Annotated in this window: 17 protein-coding genes; 9 read left to right on the top strand and 8 right to left on the bottom strand. The window is 68.1% G+C overall.

From position 1 onward, the window contains the following. Window positions 1-32: 32 nt before the first annotated feature. A complete protein-coding gene (locus ACPCUW_RS29410) occupies window positions 33-650 on the bottom strand; it encodes a TetR/AcrR family transcriptional regulator (protein WP_030518457.1) in 618 nt (205 codons plus the stop codon). 147 nt (window positions 651-797) lie between these two features. Between ACPCUW_RS29410 and ACPCUW_RS29405 the strand changes: the two genes are divergently transcribed. The 6 genes from ACPCUW_RS29405 to ACPCUW_RS29380 all read left to right on the top strand — a co-directional run bounded on the left by ACPCUW_RS29405 (window position 798) and on the right by ACPCUW_RS29380 (window position 6,943). After that, the gene (locus ACPCUW_RS29405; protein ID WP_423428451.1) at window positions 798-1,850 is read left to right on the top strand and encodes a Rieske 2Fe-2S domain-containing protein; all 1,053 of its coding nucleotides are present in this window, start codon (window positions 798-800) and stop codon (window positions 1,848-1,850) included. 40 nt (window positions 1,851-1,890) lie between these two features. Then, window positions 1,891-2,976: a dihydrodipicolinate reductase gene (locus ACPCUW_RS29400; protein WP_063014527.1), complete on the top strand. Its 1,086-nt coding sequence runs from the start codon at window positions 1,891-1,893 to the stop codon at window positions 2,974-2,976. Window positions 2,977-3,114: 138 nt separating this feature from the next. Beyond that, a complete protein-coding gene (locus ACPCUW_RS29395; protein ID WP_063014525.1) occupies window positions 3,115-3,546 on the top strand; it encodes a nitroreductase family deazaflavin-dependent oxidoreductase in 432 nt (143 codons plus the stop codon). A 199-nt stretch (window positions 3,547-3,745) separates the two neighbouring features. Next, entirely contained in the window at window positions 3,746-4,765 is a 1,020-nt protein-coding gene (locus ACPCUW_RS29390; protein WP_063014523.1) for a TerC/Alx family metal homeostasis membrane protein, read from the top strand. A 61-nt stretch (window positions 4,766-4,826) separates the two neighbouring features. After that, window positions 4,827-5,345 (top strand): hypothetical protein, encoded by a 519-nt coding sequence (locus tag ACPCUW_RS29385; protein WP_423428449.1) that lies wholly within the window; start codon window positions 4,827-4,829, stop codon window positions 5,343-5,345. 668 nt (window positions 5,346-6,013) lie between these two features. Continuing rightward, window positions 6,014-6,943: a slipin family protein gene (locus ACPCUW_RS29380; RefSeq protein ID WP_423428447.1), complete on the top strand. Its 930-nt coding sequence runs from the start codon at window positions 6,014-6,016 to the stop codon at window positions 6,941-6,943. 102 nt (window positions 6,944-7,045) lie between these two features. Here ACPCUW_RS29380 and ACPCUW_RS29375 read toward each other — a convergent pair whose 3' ends face one another. From ACPCUW_RS29375 to ACPCUW_RS29355, 5 genes are all read right to left on the bottom strand, one after another. Next, window positions 7,046-8,809, bottom strand: coding sequence for an SDR family oxidoreductase (locus ACPCUW_RS29375; RefSeq protein ID WP_423428445.1), 1,764 nt, complete (start codon window positions 8,807-8,809; stop codon window positions 7,046-7,048). 30 nt (window positions 8,810-8,839) lie between these two features. Beyond that, the gene (locus ACPCUW_RS29370; RefSeq protein ID WP_423428443.1) at window positions 8,840-9,949 is read right to left on the bottom strand and encodes a PDR/VanB family oxidoreductase; all 1,110 of its coding nucleotides are present in this window, start codon (window positions 9,947-9,949) and stop codon (window positions 8,840-8,842) included. Further along, window positions 9,946-10,848, bottom strand: a complete 903-nt coding sequence (locus ACPCUW_RS29365; RefSeq protein ID WP_423428441.1) for a metal-dependent hydrolase — start codon at window positions 10,846-10,848, stop codon at window positions 9,946-9,948. The genes ACPCUW_RS29370 and ACPCUW_RS29365 overlap by 4 nt, the downstream gene beginning before the upstream one ends. A gap of 127 nt (window positions 10,849-10,975) precedes the next feature. Then, window positions 10,976-11,437 carry a hypothetical protein gene (locus tag ACPCUW_RS29360; protein ID WP_064910885.1) on the bottom strand — a complete coding sequence of 154 codons (462 nt, stop codon included), beginning with the start codon at window positions 11,435-11,437 and terminating at the stop codon, window positions 10,976-10,978. A gap of 149 nt (window positions 11,438-11,586) precedes the next feature. After that, the gene (locus ACPCUW_RS29355) at window positions 11,587-11,901 is read right to left on the bottom strand and encodes a winged helix-turn-helix transcriptional regulator (RefSeq protein ID WP_423428439.1); all 315 of its coding nucleotides are present in this window, start codon (window positions 11,899-11,901) and stop codon (window positions 11,587-11,589) included. Window positions 11,902-11,951: 50 nt separating this feature from the next. Here ACPCUW_RS29355 and ACPCUW_RS29350 point away from each other — a divergent pair, with 50 nt between their 5' ends. Continuing rightward, window positions 11,952-12,704 carry an SDR family oxidoreductase gene (locus ACPCUW_RS29350; RefSeq protein ID WP_423428438.1) on the top strand — a complete coding sequence of 251 codons (753 nt, stop codon included), beginning with the start codon at window positions 11,952-11,954 and terminating at the stop codon, window positions 12,702-12,704. A 151-nt stretch (window positions 12,705-12,855) separates the two neighbouring features. Here the strand turns inward: ACPCUW_RS29350 and ACPCUW_RS29345 are convergent, their stop codons facing one another. Next, window positions 12,856-13,050 (bottom strand): hypothetical protein, encoded by a 195-nt coding sequence (locus ACPCUW_RS29345; RefSeq protein ID WP_423428436.1) that lies wholly within the window; start codon window positions 13,048-13,050, stop codon window positions 12,856-12,858. Between the two features lie 133 nt (window positions 13,051-13,183). Continuing rightward, window positions 13,184-16,663 carry a carboxylic acid reductase gene (gene car, locus ACPCUW_RS29340; protein ID WP_423428434.1) on the bottom strand — a complete coding sequence of 1,160 codons (3,480 nt, stop codon included), beginning with the start codon at window positions 16,661-16,663 and terminating at the stop codon, window positions 13,184-13,186. A 307-nt stretch (window positions 16,664-16,970) separates the two neighbouring features. Here car and trxA point away from each other — a divergent pair, with 307 nt between their 5' ends. Both trxA and ACPCUW_RS29330 read left to right on the top strand, forming a co-directional pair. Next, window positions 16,971-17,339: a thioredoxin gene (gene trxA, locus ACPCUW_RS29335; RefSeq protein WP_423428433.1), complete on the top strand. Its 369-nt coding sequence runs from the start codon at window positions 16,971-16,973 to the stop codon at window positions 17,337-17,339. Window positions 17,340-17,478: 139 nt separating this feature from the next. Next, on the top strand, window positions 17,479-18,315 hold the full coding sequence (locus ACPCUW_RS29330) for a ribosome hibernation promotion factor (RefSeq protein ID WP_423428431.1): 837 nt from the start codon (window positions 17,479-17,481) through the stop codon (window positions 18,313-18,315). Window positions 18,316-18,337: the final 22 nt, after the last annotated feature.

The raw sequence follows: 18,337 nt of genomic DNA, 5'->3' as shown, positions 1-18,337 counted from the left end.
CGCTGAGCCGGTGGTCGCGACGCCGCGCGGCCCTACTTCTCCAGGTAAGCGACCATTCCGTCGATGAGTCCCTGGATGGCGTCGTCGAGGTTGCCATAGGTGCCGAGGGTGCGTTCGGAGGTGATGCCGCGCATGGCGGCGGGGATGAGGGCGGCGACGCGGCGGATTTTGACCGGGTCGACGCCCAGGTCGGCGAAGGCTCGTTCACATGCCTTGTCCCAGTTGGGTTTCCACGAGGCGAGTTCGGCGGCGGTCAGCGGATAGTCGCGTTCGAGTTCGGCGTGGTCGCGAGGCAGGGCGGCGCGCAGGGTCTCGATGGCGAGGGATTCGGGGCGGCGCAGTCCGATCGCCATGGTGTTGATCAGGGCGGCGACCCGTTCGGACAGGGTTCCTTCGGTCGCGATACCGGCGGGCAGGTCGCCGCGTTTGTCGGCGGTGTAGCGAAGCACCGCCGCCCAGAGTCCGTCGATATCACCGAACTGATATTTCACGACTCCCCAGGTCGCGCCGATGTCGCGGGCGATCCGGTTGCCGGATACGGCCGCGGGGTCGCCGGTGGCCAGCGAGGTGATCGCGGCCTCGAGCATGGCCTCCCGCGATTGGATACCGCGCTTGTTCGCACGCCTCCCGTGCACCGCTACCTCCGTCACGACGGTCGATAATACCGTCCCTGAACTGCGGCATCCAGTTTCAACGAACCCTCTTGTTTTCTTTCATAGAGGCTTCTACTCTTGTGTCGCCGGGCGCGGCGGTCTGCGCCGCGACGTGCAGCCCCTCGCCGAATGTGGAGGATCGAGATGGCAAAACCACCCCTGTCGATGGAGCCGACGGGCTGGTTCCAGGTCGCGTGGTGCACCGAGATCCCCATCGGCGCCGTCCACAAGATGAAGTACTTCGGCCGCGAGATGGTGGCGTGGCGCTCGGCATCGGGGCAGCTCGCGGTATTCGACGCGTACTGCGAACATCTCGGCGCGCATCTGGGCTACGGCGGGCGCGTCGACGGCGAGAACCTGGTGTGCCCGTTCCACGGATGGGAGTGGAATCGGCAGGGGCGCAACGTCTGCATCCCCTACGAGGCACATCCCAACAAGGGCCGCCGCATCCGCAGCTATCCGGTCGTCGAACGCAACGAGGCCGTGTGGATCTGGTACGACATCGACGGCCGCGCACCGTATTTCGAGGTGCCGGACATCTTCGAGGCATTCGGTGACGACAAGACCGCCGCCGACTACTATCCGCCGGTGCCCGCGGCCACACTGTTCCGGCCGGGCCTGGAACTGCATCCGCAGTACATCATGGAGAACGGCGTCGACTTCGCGCATTTCAAGGTCGTGCACAAGACGCCGTTCGTGCCGGAGTTCACCCGCCACGACTTCTCCGGCCCGGTGTCCTACGTGGACTTCACCATCGCCTTCGACGAGGGCATCAGCGAATCGGACGTCAACAGCGGCGTGGAATCGATCAACGCCGGGCTGGGCTGTTCGATCACCAAGAGCTGGGGCATGGTCGACAACCGCACCATGCCCGCGGTGACGCCGGTGGACGAATACACCTCCGACGTCCGGTTCACCGTGTGGATCGGACGCAAGCCGGGCGACGACAGCCCCGAGATCGGCCGATACGGCAAGACTATGGCCGATTTCGTGATCGAACAGTTCGAGGCCGACATCAACATCTGGGCCCACCAACGCTACTCCGATCCACCCGCGTTGAGCCGCAAGGAATTTCAGGGATTCAGCGCGCTACGCCAGTGGGCGCTGCAGTTCTATCCCGACGGCGGCCCCGCGGGCACCGACCCGCACCGGCCGCACAGCGGCGCCGTACATCCCGCGGCCGACGCGACCGCCTGAGCACCGTCACCCACGCAGCCACCACACCGAAAGGCACGCGATGAGCACCTCCGACACGATCCGGGTATTCCAGGTCGCCACCGGCAATCTCGGCACCGAGATGATCGGGCGCATCCGCAACCATCCCGATCTCGAGCTCGTCGGGTTGCACTGCTACACGCCCGAGAAGATCGGCCGCGACGCCGGTGAGATCGTCGGCCTCGACCCCATCGGGGTCACCGCGACCGGAACTGTCGAGGAGATCATCGCCGCGCGGCCCGACGTCCTCACCTTCCACGGCGTCTTCCCCGACGAAGATCTCTACGAGAAGGTCCTCGAAGCGGGTATCAACGTGGTCACCACCGCGGACTGGATCACCGGTTTCCACCGCGACACCAACCACGCCCATCCCTCGGGCCGCAAGGTCAGCGAGGTGATCCAGGCCGCCTGTGAGCGCGGAAATGCCACCTTCTACGGCACCGGCATGAACCCGGGTCTGTGCCAGATTCTCGGCATCGTGCACACCGCGGACGTCGCCGACATCGAGAACATCACCGTCACCGAATCGGTCGACGTCTCCTGTCACCACTCCGTCGACACCTGGAAGGCCGTGGGCTACGGCCGCCCGGTCGACGACCCCACGATCCCGGATTCGCTCTACCGCTACACCGCGGTGTTCGCCGACTCGGTCTACCTCATGGCCGACGCCTTCGGACTCGAACTCGACGAGGTGACGTTCGGCTACGAACTCGGCGCCTGCACCAAGGACGTCGACCTCGGCTGGTACTTCATGCCGAAGGGCTCGCTCGGCGCGAGCTACATCAAGTATCAGGGCATGGTCGACGGTGTCCCGCGCGTGGAGACCCATCTCGAGTGGCAGATGACGCCGCACACCGACCCGTCGTGGGAGATCAAGGGCTGCTACATCACTCAGGTGACCGGCGACCCCAACATCTACAGCAAGCACATGATCTTCCCGCGCAAGGGTTTCGATCTGTCGAACCCGGAGAACTTCGCCTCGATCGGCATGACCGTCACCGGCCTGCCGGCCCTGAATGCCATTCGATCCGTGGTGGCCGCGCGCCCCGGCATCATCACCAGCGCGGACCTGCCGCTGCGCACCTTCGCGGGACGCTTCAGGATCTGAACGCTCGGCACCCGCATCCCGGCCCGTCGCGTGGATCGCGCATGCACGGGGTGCGGCTGAATCTTGTTGCGGGCTTTCGCGCTCCGCGCCGGTTAGGGTTGAGCAGGGGTTGCCTAGTCGTCTGATCGGAGGTGTGGGATGGCTGATCTGTTTTCCACCGCGCTGCGGGCTCATCAGTGGATCTACGAGAAGTCGGACGGGTACGTGGGGCACCGGCTGCTGTTCGGAAACCCCACCCTGTTGTTGCGGACGGTGGGGCGCAAGACCGGGCAGCCGCGCACCAGTGCGCTGACCTACGCGCGAGACGGCGACGACTATCTGGTGACGGCGTCCAACGGTGGGTCGCCGCGGCCGCCGGGGTGGCTGGCGAATGTGAAGGCGGCCCCGGAGTGCGAGATCCAGGTCGGGCATCGGCGGATTCCGGTGACCGCGCGGCCGACGTATCCGGACGACACCGAGTACGCGCGGCGGTGGTCGCTGGTCGACAAGGTCAACAAAGGCCGGTACACGCAGTACCAGAAGATGACCGATCGGCCCATATCGGTGGTGGTGCTCAGCCCGCGGAAGTGATGCGGGCGGCGGTCGGACTCGTCACATTCGTCCGGATCGCTTGGTTTTCGGGCAAAGGTTTCGCTATCCTCGCCTCCGAGGGGAGTACTTCCCAAGCGCCACACCGGTCAGTACGGATTCCGCCGTCGGGATCCCCGGATGGCCACCCGGATATCGGGTGAAGGAGACCTCGGGTGCTTTCGCATACCCGAGGAGACCTGTGAACTCGTCCGTTCTCGCAGCCCAACAGCTGCACACCATCGGCTCCCCCTGGCTGTGGGCCGCCACCATCGCCGGTGTGCTGGTTCTGCTCGCGCTGGACTTCGTCGTCACTCGCAAACCGCATGAGGTGTCGATGCGGGAGGCGGTCGGCTGGACCGTGTTCTACCTAGCGTTGCCGGTCGCGTTCTTCGGCATTCTGTGGGCCGGATTCGGATCGAAGCCCGCCACCGAGTTCATCACCGGTTATCTGCTGGAGAAGTCGCTCTCGGTGGACAACCTGTTCGTCTTCATGCTGCTGCTGGCGGCCTTCGCGGTTCCGGCGGTGCTGGCGCAACGGGTGCTGCTGTTCGGCATCGTGGGCGCACTGGTGCTGCGCGGCATCTTCATCGCCGTCGGTGCGGCGGCGCTCGCCTCGCTGGACTGGGCGTTCCTGCTGTTCGGCGCGGTGTTGCTGCTCACCGCGCTCAAGCTGATCCGCGACGCGGTAACCGGGCACGAACAGGAAGTCGACATCTCCCGGATGCGTTCGGTGCGCCTGATGCGCAGGCTGATGCCCGTCACCGACGACTACCGCGGCACGAAGATGGCCGTGCGGGAGGCCGGCCGCCGCGCCCTGACCCCGCTCGCCCTGGTGGTCACCGCCGTCATGGCCACCGACCTGGTGTTCGCGATCGACTCGGTGCCCGCGGTCTACGGCGTCACCGGCGACCCGTATCTGGTGTTCGCCACCAACGCCTTCGCCCTGCTGGGCCTGCGCGCCCTCTACTTCGTCCTGCAGGCGGTCCTGGCCCGCCTGGTGCACCTCGCCTACGGCCTGGCCGTGATCCTCGGCTTCATCGGCGTCAAACTGGTACTGCACTGGGCCCACGGCTACTGGGACTGGCTGCCGGAGATCCCCACCGCCGCCTCGCTGCTGGTGATCGTGGTGGTGCTCGGCGTGGTGACCGTGACCAGCCTGCTGGCCACCCGGGGCGAGAAGGACGGCGACTCCGCCACTGTCGACACGTCCGCTCGATGAGCATCGCGGCCCGCGGGCGCAGGAGTTGTCCGCCGCGCGATCTCGGCCGTACCGTGGGCCGGTGCTGTCCCGCTTCCGGCGTATCGATCCGGTCCGCACCCGGCGCGCCGTCGATGCGCTGCGATTGCCGGAGGCCGTCTTCAAGACCTGTCCCTGGCAGCCGCGGGAATTGGTGGACACCGGTCTGCGGCAATGGTTGCGATGCTGCGGAGCGGCGCTGGCCGACGACCAGGTGATCGGCATGCCGTCCCATGCCGTGGACGAGGCGTGGCACGGTCTGATCCTGTGCACCAAGCGTTACCGGGACTTCTGCGAGGCCGCGTACGGCCGGTTCCTGCACCACTTCCCCCAGGGAGACGGCTACGGCGGCGGCAGCGGTGTGCCGATGGCGACGCAGCTCGGACGCACCGTCGTCGCCTGGTCCCTCGTCGCCGACCCCGGCGAGGACTGCGTGCTGTGGGATCTGGATGCCGTTGTGGGAGTGGAGAATCCGTGGGGAGTCTCGCCGGAGCGGATCGCCGAGGTGGAAACCGCCCTGGGTGAGATCAGCGGAGGTTCAGGGCGCCGCGCTCGGCGGTGACGATGGCCGCCGGTCGCCACGGATTGCTCCTGCCGCACAGACGCAGACCGGCGCGAACCGATCGGGTGCGGCGATCCCCGGGGCCGCCCGCGCGTGCCGGCCGAGGTGGCCGTTCGACCTAGCTGCTGCTGCCGCCACCGCAACTACTACCACCGCCACAGCTGCTACCTCCGCCACAGCTACTCCCGCTACTGCAACTACTGCTCCCGCTGCAACTGCTGCCACCCCCACAGCCGCTACCACCACCGCAACTACTGCCCCCGCCGCAACTGCTCCCCCCACCGCAACCGCTGTCCCCGCCGAAGCTGTCCGTACTGCAACCGCCTCCGCCGCAATCACTTCCGCTGAATCTGCGGCCACTGCGACCCGCATCGCCGGCCTCCCATTTCCGACGCCGCGCCGACGGCGATGCTTCTCGGCGAACGGCTGCCACCGAGATCCAGACGAGTGCGCCGACCACGGCCGCGATGACGACGAAGTGCATGAGCGGACGGTAGCCGCACAACCGGGCGTTCGCCCGGTGAGCCGGTTGTGCCGCACCCGGGCGACCTCGCCGGCCGCGAACCTCCTTCGCCGGCCGTTCGTGGCCCGCTCGGCGCAACGGTGCCATGATCGATGGCAGGAGCCCGGTCGCGGGCGTGCCGGGCGTTTCGCATGGTGGTGACGCTATGGACGTTGCGACGTTTGCCGCATTCATCGTGGGGGCGGGGGCGGTGTGCGCCGGGGTCGCGTTCGGGACCGGGTTGCGAGTGGTTCAGCAGTACGAACGCGGGCTGGTGTTCCGATTCGGGCGGGTGCGGGCGGTGCGTAATCCGGGCTTGCGGGTGCTCATTCCGTTCGTCGACAAGATGCACAAGGTGCCGATGCAGGTCGTCACGATGCCGGTGCCGGGACAGGAGGGCATCACTCGCGACAACGTGACCGTGCGGGTCGACGCGGTGGTGTACTTCCGGGTGATCGACCCGACGCAGGCGGTGGTCGAGGTCCAGGACTATCTGTTCGCCGTCGAACAGGTGGCGCAGACCTCGCTGCGCTCGATCATCGGTAAGAGCGAACTCGACGATCTGCTGTCCAACCGCGAACAGCTGAACAAGGGTCTCGAGTTGATGATCGACAGCCCGGCCCTCGCCTGGGGCGTCCACATCGACCGGGTGGAGATCAAGGATGTGGCGCTGCCGGAATCGCTGAAACGGTCGATGTCGCGGCAGGCGGAGGCCGAGCGTGAACGCCGCGCCCGCGTCATCACCGCCGAGGGCGAGCTCCAGGCCTCACGGAAGCTGACCGACGCCGCCGAACGGATGGCGACCGCCCCGGCGGCCCTGCAGCTGCGACTGCTCCAAACGGTCGTCGAGGTTGCGGCAGAGAAGAATTCGACCCTGGTCCTGCCGTTCCCCGTGGAGCTGCTGCGCTTCCTGGAACGGTCGACGCCGCCGGAATCGGGTGCGGCGCCGGCCGAGAGCCGCTCGGACACGCCCACCGCCGAAGCCGGGACGGCGCACGCGCCGGACACGGATTCCGGCGTAGACCCCCGCGCCGCCGAACCGCCCTGGGCAGACGCCTCGCGATCATCGCAGCACGCACCGATTCGCCCCGAGTGAAGGCCGCCTGCTCTCCCGGCTCCCTCGACCCCGGCGCAAACAGGCGGACCGGTCGCATCGACCGTACGACCGGTCCCCCGCGCCGACGACGTGAAACGCGGCCTACGTCAGCTTCACCCGCGCCGCGACGAAGCGGTTGACGGCCGGGGCCAAGCGGCTGAAGTGGTACTGCAGGTGGGCTTCCGGCGTGACCGGGACGATCTCGCGGTGACGTTCGACCGCGCGCACGATCCGGTCGGCGACCTTCTCCGGGCCGTAGCCGCGTTTGCGGTACAGCGCGTCGTAGCGGGCCTGCTTCGCGGCCTCCGCATCGTCGGACAGGCCCGAGAACTTCGTTGTCGCAACGATATTCGTGTGCACGATGCCGGGGCAGATGGTGTGCACCTCGATACCTTTACCGGCCAGTTCGGCGCGCAGGCAGTCGGAGAACATGAAAACCGCGGACTTACTGGTCGAGTAGGCGCTGAAACCCTGCTGCGGGCTGTAGGCGGCCATGCTGGACAGGTTGACGACATGTCCGCCGAGTCCCCGCTCGGCCATGGCGGCGCCGAAGGTGCGGCAGCCGTTGACCACGCCGCCGAGGTTCACCCGCAGCACCCGGTCGAATTCGGCGGCGGAGGTCTCGAAGAAGTCTCCGGCCTGGCCGATGCCGGCGTTGTTGATCAGGATGTCGGGCACGCCGTGGGCGGCGATCACCGCGCTCGCGTGCTCGCTCATCGACGCTTGGTCGGAGACGTCGACGGCGTAGGCGTGCGCGATGCCACCGGCCGCCGTGATCAGTTCCACGGTCTCCTTGGCGGCGTCCAGGTTCAGATCCGACAGGACCACCTCGGCGCCGCGGCGGGCGAACGCCAGCGCCGTTTCGCGGCCGATGCCGCTGCCGCCGCCGGTGATCACGACCAGCCGCTCGGTGAACGGCCCGGCTTGCGCGCCGACCTCGGCGCGCCGCAGCGTGCGCGGATACTCACCGGTGTCGACGGCCGTGGCGAGCTCGGTCGCCGAGGTGGCCAGCAACTCCGGATGGGAGAACGGCAGCCAATGCCCGCCCGCGATCTCGCGCCGGAACAGCCGATCGGTCCACTTCGGTGTGTCGTCGTACCCGGCCGGACGCACCGCGATATCGCGGCGCGCGATGATCAGCTGCACCGGCACCTCGGTGTGCCGCTCGCGCGGGCCGAGCATGCGCGGCAGGATGTTGGCGCGGTAGATCCGCATGCCGTCGAAGAAGTCCTGCCGGAACGCCGGGCCCAATGTGACGTTCTCCGGGGAGGTTTCGTTCATCAGGCCGATGAACCGCTTCCACACCTTCTCCGACGACAGCGGCCGCATCACCGCCTTGTTCAGGCCGGGGGTCATGAACAGGAAGGTGTAGGCCGAGGACAGCAGCTGCGTGGCCGGGCCCCACACCGCGCCGCGGCCCATCCGATTGCGGGTCCACTTCGCCAGGTGGTCGAGATTCGGGCCGGAGACCGAGGTGAACGAGGCCACCCGGGCGGCGGCCTGCGGCTCACACACCGCCTCCCATACCTGCACCGAACCCCAGTCGTGGGCGAGCACGTGCACGGGCCGGTCCGGGCTCACCGCATCGGCCACCGCGAAGAAGTCGGAGGCGAAGCGGTCCAGGCCGTAGTCCTCGGTGCGATCGGTCCGAGTGGAGCGGCCGTGGCCGCGGGTGTCGTAGGCGACGACGTGGAAACGCCCGGACAGCTTGGGAATCACCCGATCCCACAGGTGATGGTCGTCGGGCCAGCCGTGCACGAGCAGCATGGTCGGTGCGGCGGGATCGCCGTATTCGTAGACGGCGATATCGAAGTCACCGTTGCGGACGAAGTGTTCGGAGTCCGGAACGGGGGCGGTGTCGGTCACGAGAATCTCCTCGAAGAGGGCGAGTGGAGGTCAGAGGTCGAGCACCAAACGCTCACCGGCGCACCGTGATACGCAGATGAGCAGTTCGCCCTCGGCGCGCTCGCCGGGGGTGAGGACGGTGTCGCGATGATCGGGCTGCCCGTCGAGTACCCGGACCTTGCAGGTGCGGCAGAAACCCTGCCGGCAGGAGTAGGCGATATCGGGCCGCACGCGCAGCACTTCGTCGAGCACCGAGCGGTCGGCGGGAATGTCGAGCACCTCGCCGGTGCGGGCGAGCTCGACGCGGAACGGCTTGCCGTCGACCACCGGCGCGGCGGAGAATCGCTCGGAATACAGTTCCACACCGGGCATTTCGCGAACGACCGCGGCGATCGCCGAGGTCATCGGGACCGGCCCGCAACAGTAGACCGATGTGTCCACGCCGACGCCGGGCAGCAGTTCCGCCGCCATCGGCACACCCCCGTCGTCGTCGGTGCGCACCGTCACCCGGCTGCCGAAGGATTCTGTTTCGGCGAGGAACGGGATGGTGTCGCGACTGCGGCCGGTGTAGACCATAGTCCAGTCCACGCCCAGCCGATGCGCCATCCGCACCATCGGCAGGATCGGCGTGATCCCGATGCCTCCCGCGACGAAATGCACACGGGCAGCGGAGGATCCGTGGCCCGGCAGGACGAACGGAAAGGCGTTGCGGGGCCCGCGGATGGTGAGTTCGGCGCCGACGCGGAGGTCGTCGTGCACCTCGACCGAACCACCGAGGCCGCCCGGTATCCGGCGCACCGCGATCCGGTAATGGAACCGATCGGCGGGGTCACCACACAGCGAATACTGCCGCAGCCGGCCCGACGGCAGTTCCAGGTCCAGATGGGCGCCAGGTCGCCAGGTCGGCAGCGCGCTGCCGTCGGTGGCGCGCAGCACCAGGCTCACCACATCGGCGTCGTGCGCCTCGATCCGCCGCTCGACCACCCGCACGCGCAACCGGCCGCTGTCGACCGCGCCGGTCACCGGACGCCGGTGGATCAGCGACGCCCACCGCATCCGCGCCTCGGCGACCGCACCGATGATGCCGATCGGCCGGTCCCAGCCGCGCCCGCCGTAGAGGTCGGGCGGCAGTTCGGTGGGCACGGGCCTGCGTGTCGTCACGACGCGAGTGCCTGTGCCGCAGGCGATTTCGCCAGATACGCCACGGCCTGCGCGGTCGATCCGACCGAGGCCGGGGTGTATCCGGGCTTGGCCACCGACAGCGCCGACCACAGCAGCGAGGGAATTCCGGGCAGCGCACCCCGCCACATCGCACCGAGCGCCTTGCCCACGATGCGGGGATACCCCATATTCGGCAGCTCGGCGTCCTGGTGCACCAGATACTTCGTACCGCGCAGCAGCAGCACCGCGAAGATCGGGAAGGTGATCGCCATCAGCGCGCACCGGCGCACGTAGCCGACCTCGAAATATCCGGCGACATCGTGGGCGACGAAGCGGTGCTCGACCTCCTCGGCGCCGTGCCAGCGGTACAGGTCGAGCATGTTGGGCGCGGCGTCGAACCGCTCCAGATCGGCGTTGATGATCCAGTCGCCGAGGAAGGCGAAGAAGTGCTCGAGGGTGGCGATGAAGCCCAGCCGTTCGACGAGGGTCTGGAACTGCTCGCGCGGCGTCTGCCCCTCTCGCGGACCCAGCGCCTTGCGGAAGATGTACTCCATCTGCCGTGCGTAGCTGTCGACGTCGACGCCGTGGGCGCGGAAGACCTGCTGCAGCGAGTCGTTGTGAGTCTCGGCGTGCATGGCCTCCTGCCCCATGAAGCCGATGACCTGTTCGCGCAGCTTCTCGTCCTTGATCAGCGGCAGCGCCTCGGAGAAGGTCTGGATGAACATCCGCTCGCCCTCGGGCAGCAGCAGGTTGAGCGAGTTGAACACATGCGAGGCGATGGGTTCGGCGGCCAGCCAGTGCAGCGGGGTGGCCCGCCAATCGAACTGCACATTCCGCGCGTGCAGCGCCACCTCACCGGGATCGCCCACGCCGCGGTTGCGCATGGGAAGTAACTTCATCGGTACTCCTGGTCGTCATCTCGGCCATCGGTTCCGGCCGCACCGGCACCGTTGCTACAGCAGCGTAGCAATTATCGGGCGGTAAGCGACACCCTGAGTACCACATAATTTTAGCCGCCGGAGCGGATCAGCGCGGAGTTCTCGGCCAGGTGAAGGTGTGACCGTCGGCATCCACGGTGGTCACCTTGGTGAAGACATTGCCCGGCCGCGCGACGTCGGTCAGCGTCAGATGCACCTTTTTGGTGACGTACTTGCCGGCGGCGCAGTTGGGATCGCAGGTGTTCTCCCGCTCGACACCGTCTCCCTGCGCCTGATCCGGCCCCCAGCTCTGCCACACGATCTGTTCGACCCGAGCACCCAGATCGGCGCAGGCGAGGATCATATTCTCCGGCCGGACCGCCGGCTTACTGAAGGAACAGTCGATAACTTCCGGGACCGTGCTGGCGGTGGTCGCCTTCGGTGCGACCGAGTCGGCCGGGCGAGCGTTCCCCGAGTCGGACGAGCCGCAGCCGGTCAATATCAGCAACGCGGCGGCCGCGGCCGCGCCGAACAGCGGGCGGCTACCGCGCCGAATCGTGTCACCGTTCATGTCAGTCCCCAGATCTTCGTCGAACTCCACCCGCCGCCCGTGGGCGTGTCTACCAAACCTAGTGGATCGATTCCGCGGCCGTGGGCACGCGACACCGGCGCATACGCGCAACCTCGGCACCTATCGCCTCGCTCGGTCGACGACAGCGACTATCCCCCCACCACGCCGGCGTCGAGATTGCTCGCCGCCCACGCCCACAGCGGTTGCAGCGCCCGCACGAGTTCGGTTCCGGCCGTGGTCAACTCGTAGGCCTTGTCGGCGCGTTTGACGATCACACCGGCGCCTTGCAGGGTCTGCAGGCGCACCGAGAGCATGCTCGAGGAGCAGTTGTCCATGCGCCGGCGCAGCTCGAGGAAACCGAGAGGTCCCGGCGTCAGTTCCCAGACGACGCGCAGCATCCAGCGCTGCCCCAGCAGTTCCATCGCCGCCCGCGGGGCGCCCGCGCGCTCTCTTGCACTTCTCATTTCGAACCACCATAGTGATTCTGAAATAGAAGCAACGAGTGGGAGTGCGGGTGGATTCACAACGCATCGTGTTGATCACCGGCGCCTCCCGCGGCATCGGGGCGCAGACCGCCCGGATTCTCGCGGGGCGCGGCGATCACGTCGTCCTGAACTATCGCGAGAAACGCAGGCGGGCAAGCATTCTCGCCGATTCGATCGCCGCCGACGGCGGATCGGCGACGCCGGTGGGCGCCGACCTGTCCGATCCCGGGGCCGCCGCGGCCATGATCGAGGAGATCCGCACCCGCTTCGGGCGGCTGGACGTGCTGATCCTCAACGCCTCGGGCGGGCTCGAACACGGCGCCGCGCCCGATTACGCGATGGCGATCAACCGTGACGCCCAGGTGCGGCTGGTCCGGCTGGCGCTACCGCTCATGGCCCCGGGTGCGCGCATCGTGTTCGTCACCAGCCACCAGGCGCATTTCCACGGCCGCAAACCCACCCCGGCGGACTACGAGCCCATCGCGCGGAGCAAGCGGGCGGGCGAGGACGCGCTGCGCGCCATGATCGGCGAATTCGACTCGCGCGGAATCGGTTTCACGGTCGTATCGGGCGACATGATCGAGGGCACCATCATCGTGCGCCTGCTCGAACGCCGCGATCCGGACGCGGTGGCGGCGCGAACCGAACACGGTGCGCTGCCCACGATCGACGAGTTCGCGACCGCGATCGCCGACACCACCACGGCCGATACCGAATCCGGCCATACGGTCTATGTCGGCGGGACCGACTACCTGGCCGACGCCATCGATCCGGCTACCTGACCGTCGGACGCGGAGCCGGCACCGCCACGGCCACGCTCCGACCCCTCGCTGCGAAGCGACTACCGTTCGCGGACGGCCGAGCCGACCAGCGGCCGCGGCGCGCCGGCAGCCCGGCCACGATCGGTCCACATCGACCGCCGGGCCCGCACGATCACCCGTGGGCGTGATCGAGCCACTGATACGGGATCGACCAGTCCCATTCGGCCGCGGCCGCTTCGGCGTCGCGGTAGTCGTCGACCTGGCACTCGTTCAGGTAGACCGGAACCACCGCGCCGAAACCCGCACCCAGCGCGGACAATCCGTTCAGCACACAGCGCCACAGAGCGGACTTCTCGAGTCGGTGCACCGGAATCGACCTCCTTGTCGCACTCGGCGAGCGCCCGGGGCGACGCGATCACCCTCGGCGCCTTCGCCGACCAACGCTGTGGGGCAAAACGGTACGCCCGGCACGCCCCGGCTGTGTCCGGTTTCGGCAATCTTCACAGCAGACCCGCAGCGGTCAGATCCCGGACGTATTTCCCGATCAATTCCCGGCTCAGATGCGGAATGTCGCCGTCCGGGCCGGTTCCCGCCGCCCGCACGGCGGCCCGGAACCGCTCGGCCGGCAGCGCCGATCCCGGAACGGCCGGGGCCGGACGACGGAAGGCATGCAGCAGCGGCAGGACCGAATGCCGCCGCTGCCGCTCGGGCAGGGCACGCAGCGCGGTCTCGAAACGCGCCAGCCAGTCGGCGTAGTCGGCGATGCGAGTGATGCGGTGACCGTCGGCGACGAGCCAGTCGACGAAGGTGTCCAGGCCGATGCCGTCGTCGTGCGGATTGAGCACGTCGAAGGTGTCGAATCCGCTGTCGGCGCCGGGGCCGAGCGCGGTGATGGCGGCGGCGGTGAAGTCCGCGGGAAGGCCGTCGTAGTGGGCGCGGGCGCGACCCCCGTCGGCGGCCGGGCGGTAGAACGATTCCGGTGCGAGACCGGTGGCGAGCACGCTGAGCAGCAACCGGGTGAACAAGTCGGGCAGATTGAACTGGCCGGCGAATTCGCTGTGCGCGAGGATCATGTCGGACCGGAAGACCGCGACCGGAAGTCCGCACAGGTCGTGCGCCTCGCGCAGCAACACCTCACCGGCCCATTTACTGTTGCCGTACCCGTTGGCGTAGCCGCCGTCGATGATCCGCTCGGGGCTGATCTCGCGGATATCGCCGTCCTCGGTGAAGCGCGCGGGGTCGACCTGGGAGGCCACCGCGACCGTGGACAGATAGGTCACCGGCTTGCGGCGCGCGGTGATCGCCAGGCGGACGACCTCGGCCGTTCCCACCACGTTCGGCCCGAACAGCTGGTCGTAGGGCAGCACGTGATTGACCAGCGCCGCCGGGTGTACCACCAGGTCGACCGTTTCGGCGAGTTCGCGCCACCGGTCCTCGCCCAGCCCGAAATTCGGTTCGCCGATATCACCCGGCACGACGGTCAGCCGGCGTTCGGCGAGCTCCCGATACCGTTGCAGCAGAACCGGATCCCCGCTGTCGAACGCCTCGTCCAGGCGCGCCCGCGCGGCGGCGGCGTCACCGCCGCGGATCACACAGATCAGGGTGCCGTCGCAGGCGTCGAGCCGGTGCAGCCATTCCAGGCACAGGAACCGGCCGAGGTAGCCGTTCGCCCCGGTCAGCAGAACCGTGCGCGGCGGGTCCGATGCGGGCGGCAGAGACTTTGCGGCAGTAAGGGCCTCGTGGTCGATGAACGCGTCGAGGGTCAGATCCGCGGCTCGCACCCGCGTGCCGCGCCCGTGCACGGTGGCGAGCGTGGGGCGGCCGCCGCCGCGTCGTTCGGTGTCGATGTGTTCGGCCAAGCGCCGCAACGTATTCGCCGGATGGACGATGGTGCCCACCGGCACCTCCACACCGAACAGTTCGCTCAGCAGATTCGACAGCGACAGCGCCGAGAGCGAATCGCCGCCGAGGTCGGTGAAATGCGCCTCCGGCCGGATATCGCCACTCGCGCAGCCCAGCAGGGCCCGCGCGGCGCGGCCGACCGTCTCCAGCACGGGACGATCCGCCGCACCGTGGCGCAGTGCGGCCAGTTCGTCGGCCTGTTCCTGGGATAGTTCGGCGTAGAGCCGCTCCAGGCGCTCGCCGTAGCGTTCCTTCAGCTTGGGCCGCAACAACTTTCCGATCCCCGACAGCAGACCGTTGTCCTGAGTGAACGGTTCGGTCTCGAGCAGGAAGTCGCGCGGAATCTCGTAACTGTTGAGCCCGGCCTCCTTCGCCAGCTCCTGCAGTGATTCGGCCAGTGCCGCACGAGGATCCGGGAGCGCCAGCGCCTCGTCGGTCGGCACGATCACCGCGAGCAGGTAGGCGCGTTCGCTGCTGCCGTAGACGAAGATCTGACGGATCAGCGCGCTGGTGGAGAACACCGACTCCAGCTTCGCCACGGTGACGAACTCGCCCTGTGACAGCTTGAGCACGTTGTTGCGGCGATCGACGTAGACCAGATGGTCGGGGCCGAGTTCGGCGACCACGTCGCCGGTGCGGTAGAAGCCGTCCTCGTCGAACATCTCCGCGGTGATCTCGGGGCGTTTGAAATATCCCGGGAACATGGTGGTGGTCTTGAGCAGCAGTTCACCGCGCGGATGGGGCTGGTCGGTGCCGAAGTAGCCGAGTTCGGGAACGTCGGCGAGCTTGTAGTCCAGCACCGGCGGGCGCCGGACCTGGTTGTCGACGATGACGCTGCCGCCGGCCTCGGTGGAGCCGTATCCGTCGTGCAGGCCGATGGTCAGCACGGATTCCATGAAGGCGCGCATCTCCGGCGCCAGCGGCGCACTGGCGCACATCGCGCCGAGGAAGCGGCCGCCCAGAAGTCGTTCGCGCAGTTCCGCTTTCACCTCGTCCTCGATGACGCCGCGCTCGCCGCCTACTGCGATCCGGGCCTCGACCTCACCCTGGTGGTGTTGCAGCAGCATCTCGCAGACGCGTGGAACGAAGACCAGTTCGGTGGGCCGGGTCAGCTCCAGATCCTCGAACAGCGTCGACATATCGCTGCGCGCGGTGAAGTAGGCGGTCCCGCCGCGAGCGAGCGTGCCGCCCAGTTGCAGACGGCCGGCCACATGGCTGAGCGGCAGATAGTTGAGGGTGATCGCGGGCACCGGCGCCTTGGCGGTGTACAACCACATCGCGGCGGCCAAGCGGTCGGTGTACATGGCGCCCTTGGGCGTTCCGGTGCTGCCGGAGGTGTAGATGAGCAGCGACAACGGATCGTCGCCGAGCGCGCTCGCGAGCGGCACGGCCGGGAGGGCGAAACCGTGCTCGACGAGATCGTGCAGCGAGTCGAACGCGATCTCGCGACCCGATTCGGCCAGCCGGGCGCGAGCCGCCGCGACGGCCGCGCGTTCGTCGTCGTCGCCGGTGCTGTCGAAGACGACCAGTTGCCCGATCGTCGCACTCGCCAGCGCGGCCTCGACAGCGGCGTCGAGCAGTTCGGCGCTGCAGGCCAGTACCCGCGCCTCGGTTTCGGCGATGATCGAATTCCATTGTGCGACAGCGGCGGTGGCCTGGAGCGGCACCGCCACGGTGCCGAGCCGCACGCCCGCGAGGTCGACGGTGACGTAATCGCTGCTGACGAATCCGACGGTGCACACGAAATCACCGGCCCGCAGTCCCCCAGCCTGCCACGCACTCGCCAGCGCGCCGGCGCGCGACCACAGCTGCCGATAGCTCAGGGTTTCGAAGCGCGGCAGCAGCCGCCGCACCCGGCGCCCCTCGGCGTCGACAACGATCTCACCGGCCCGCTGCCCGACGGCCGGACGGTCGGCGTACGCGGTCATGACCGTGTAGACCAGTTCGGCCAGGCGCAGGCCCGGGCGTGCGAGTGCGGCGCTGACGTCCGCATCCGGCCATGCCGCGCGCACCTCGTCGTCGGCCATCGCCGCCGCGAGGCGCCGTTTACGCTCGGCCTTCTGCACGTCATCGGGCATGGGTAGGTCTCCCTGGGTCGTCTACCGGCGGACGAGTCGTCCCCACGCGCCACTGTAGCGCGCATCACGGTTAACTTAGCTCCGCTAACTACCCGTTCGTCAAGCCTTTGCGCCAACCATTCGGTAGGCAGCGGAAGAAATGCCTACGCACATGATGGCCGCACCCCCCTGGGCGTCGTTCGATTCCAGTGTGAAGACGTTTCCTTTCCGGCATTGGGGCGAGACTCCGCGTGGAATAAGTGCGCCACCCACACGCTTCCATATATACCCCCCGGGGTATATATGACCCAAGAGAGAAGAGAGAGACATGGCAACTACGACAGTGACCAAGGCGAACTTCGACCAAGTCGTCGCGGGCTCGGACCTGGTGGTTCTGGACTTCTGGGCATCCTGGTGCGGTCCGTGCCGGATGTTCGCGCCGATCTTCGAGCGCGTCGCCGCGAAGCATCCGGACGTCGTGTTCGGAAAGGTCGACACCGAGGCGGAACAGGAGTTGGCGGGCGCGTTCCGGATCAGCTCCATTCCGACCCTGATGATCGTCCGCGACGGTGTCGTGCTGTACGCGCAGCCGGGCGTCGTCCCCGAAGACGCACTGGAGCAACTCATTTCACGGGCACGCGAGTTGAACATGGACGACGTGCGCCGAGAGATGGCCGCGCAAGCGGCGCGAGTGTGAGCCGGGTCGCTGCCGGATCGCCCCTCGGAACCACCGCGGCTTCGCCGGTTGTTCGGCCGCTGAGAAGCGGTCGAACGGCAGCGGCACGGTGACTTTGTGCCCTCTCGCACCGGGCCGCGCGGATGCGACTGTCCTCCTCATGCAGAACACCGTTTCGCCGGCGGAGCCGATCCTCCAGGTCTCCGCCGGCCGCTATGTGTCGGATGCGGGAGCGGACTACGCACGGGAGAAGATCGGACGTGCGCTGGCCCACGCGTCGGAGCCCGTCCTGTCCGCGCGAGTGCGGCTCACCGGTCACGGTGATCCCGCCCTCGGCGGATCGGTTGTCGCGCAGGCCAATGTGAATCTCGCCGGTCGCCCGGTGCGGGTGCAGGTCACCGGCACGAGCACGCGCGAAGCCGTGGACCTGCTCCGGGCGCGGCTCGAGTCACGCCTCGCCCGCATCTCGCGGCACTGGGAAGCCGTACGAGGGGGACGGGGAGCCGGGGCGGTCCACGAATGGCGGCACGGCGCTGCTCCGCGAAACGGATTGCCGTACCACCCGCGTCCGGCCGAAGAGCGTCGAGTCGTGCGGCACAAGTCGTACGCGCTGACGAACGAGACCGCCGACGAGGCGGCCTTCGACATGGAACTCATGGACTACGAGTTCCAGCTGTTCACCGAATACGGCAGCCGCGTCGACAGCGTCCTGTATCGCGACGGCGCCACGGGTTACCGTCTGGCGCAAGTGGATCCGCGTCCCGACGCGGTGACCCGCGGCTTGCCGGCATTGTCCGTCAGCAGCCGGCAGGCGCCCCGGCTGAGCGTGCCCGAGGCGATCACCCGGCTGGAACTGACCGGATGGCCGTTCGTCTTCTTCCGGGACCGGGATCTCGATCGCGGCTGCGTGCTCTATCACCGCTACGACGGGCACTACGGCCTGATCACGCCTTCCGACGCCGCAGACCGCACCGACGCCGCGGACCGCACCGAATAGGCCCGGCGCACACGGGAAGAGG

The sequence above is a fragment of the Nocardia sp. AB354 genome (assembly GCF_049538315.1).
GTDB classification, from domain to species: Bacteria; Actinomycetota; Actinomycetes; order Mycobacteriales; family Mycobacteriaceae; genus Nocardia; species Nocardia nova.
This window is presented reverse-complemented; position numbering and strand designations above follow the sequence as displayed.

Bases quoted from the DNA above. Each gene is read 5' to 3' on its own strand.
- ACPCUW_RS29405 (WP_423428451.1), top strand. From the start codon at position 798: ATGGCAAAACCACCCCTGTCGATGGAGCCGACGGGCTGGTTCCAGGTC.
- ACPCUW_RS29400 (WP_063014527.1), top strand. From the start codon at position 1,891: ATGAGCACCTCCGACACGATCCGGGTATTCCAGGTCGCCACCGGCAAT.
- ACPCUW_RS29395 (WP_063014525.1), top strand. From the start codon at position 3,115: ATGGCTGATCTGTTTTCCACCGCGCTGCGGGCTCATCAGTGGATCTAC.
- ACPCUW_RS29380 (WP_423428447.1), top strand. From the start codon at position 6,014: ATGGACGTTGCGACGTTTGCCGCATTCATCGTGGGGGCGGGGGCGGTG.
- ACPCUW_RS29365 (WP_423428441.1), bottom strand. From the start codon at position 10,848: ATGAAGTTACTTCCCATGCGCAACCGCGGCGTGGGCGATCCCGGTGAG.
- ACPCUW_RS29360 (WP_064910885.1), bottom strand. From the start codon at position 11,437: ATGAACGGTGACACGATTCGGCGCGGTAGCCGCCCGCTGTTCGGCGCG.
- ACPCUW_RS29355 (WP_423428439.1), bottom strand. From the start codon at position 11,901: ATGAGAAGTGCAAGAGAGCGCGCGGGCGCCCCGCGGGCGGCGATGGAA.
- car (WP_423428434.1), bottom strand. From the start codon at position 16,663: ATGCCCGATGACGTGCAGAAGGCCGAGCGTAAACGGCGCCTCGCGGCG.
- trxA (WP_423428433.1), top strand. From the start codon at position 16,971: ATGGCAACTACGACAGTGACCAAGGCGAACTTCGACCAAGTCGTCGCG.
- ACPCUW_RS29330 (WP_423428431.1), top strand. From the start codon at position 17,479: ATGCAGAACACCGTTTCGCCGGCGGAGCCGATCCTCCAGGTCTCCGCC.